A 1,312-nucleotide genomic window follows, 5' to 3' on the forward strand; every position below is an offset into this window, starting at 1 on the left:
TCAGACGAGAACTCTACCGTAAACCTGGACGAGAAGCGCTCAAACACGCCGTCAAAGCGACTCTCTGAAATCAACAATGTGCTACACAAGAGCGTAGTGTGTATCACGGATGAAGACCACACGGCACGCGACCTACAACCTCAACTACCACATAGTGTGGGTGCCGAAGTACCGCAACTCGGTACTCAAAGGCGAGGTCGCAGACCGTGTGCGAACCATCCTCCACCAAATAGCTGACGACAAGGGCCTCAAAATACTCGACCTCACCGTTCAACCCGATCACGTCCACCTATTCGTCAGTAGCCCACCCAAACACGCACCATCCCTTCTCGCTAACTGGTTCAAGGGTATCAGCTCTCGGAAGTACAACCACCGCTACGCCGACCACGACGGCGAGAAAATCGGATGGGCGAGAGGCTACTACGCAGGGACAGCAGGGCAGGTATCGAGCGAGACGGTCAAGAACTACATCCAGCGTCACGAGGAAGACGGGTCGTGACTGAACTCACGAAGACGCTGGAACTGAAACTGGTTCAGCCGAACGCACACAAGCGGCGGAAACTCCGTGAGACGCGCGAGGCGTACCAGCGGGCGCTTCACGACGCCTTTGACGCTGGCTGTACCACGCAAACCGAAGCGAACGACGTGGTGGTCAGTTACGACCTGACCGGATACGCGAAGAACGCGCTCAAGAAGTACGTCCCGCAACTCACAACGACGTACAACGCGGGAGAGCTTCACGACGACCACCCTGTTCGGTTCACCAACGAAGGACTACGGCTTGACCACAAGTCCGAGAACGCGATCGAGTGGTACGTCAAAATCCCGCACCACGAGGACTACCACCTCTGGATGCCAGCACAACCGAACCCCGAACAGCGAGACTGGTTGGAAGCGTTGAACGCGGGAGATGCGGAAATGGGCGAGAGTCGGCTGTTCGAGCGGGGCGGAACGTGGTATCTCCACGTCACCGCCACCCGCGACGTGGAGGGAGGTTCCGAGGTGTCCGGCGAAGAACGGACACCCATCGGTGTCGATATTGGGGAAGCGTCACTCGCCACGGTGTGTCACCGCGACGACCACGGTTCTCCGACCGCTCCTGAACTATGGGCCGACGAAGGGAAGACCATTCGTCAGCTCCGTAAGAGCTACTTTACCGCCACGAAACGGCTCCAGACGCGCGGAAGCGAACGTATCGCGGAGTCCTTCGGGGACGACCTGTGGAACCAGATAGACGATGTATTCCATCGCGTCACCCGCGAAGTCGTGGAGTATGCTGAGTCCGTCGAGAATCCCGTTCTCGTTCTAGAAG

2 protein-coding genes are annotated in these 1,312 nt (G+C 58.1%); both read left to right on the forward strand.

Annotated features, from left to right (window positions below; all coding sequences use genetic code 11):
• Positions 1-109: 109 nt before the first annotated feature.
• On the forward strand, positions 110-499 hold the full coding sequence (tnpA, locus tag DJ69_RS02225) for an IS200/IS605 family transposase (protein WP_099254119.1): 390 nt from the start codon (positions 110-112) through the stop codon (positions 497-499).
• The coding region (locus DJ69_RS02230; RefSeq protein WP_099254120.1) for a transposase at positions 496-1,312 on the forward strand (817 nt) is incomplete at its 3' end. The genes tnpA and DJ69_RS02230, both read left to right, overlap by 4 nt.

It is taken from the genome of Halorubrum persicum (assembly GCF_002727125.1).
Classification (GTDB): Archaea; Halobacteriota; Halobacteria; order Halobacteriales; family Haloferacaceae; genus Halorubrum; species Halorubrum persicum.

What these genes read in the sequence shown, in the direction of transcription:
- tnpA (WP_099254119.1), top strand. Translation starts at nt 110, where the DNA reads ATGAAGACCACACGGCACGCGACCTACAACCTCAACTACCACATAGTG.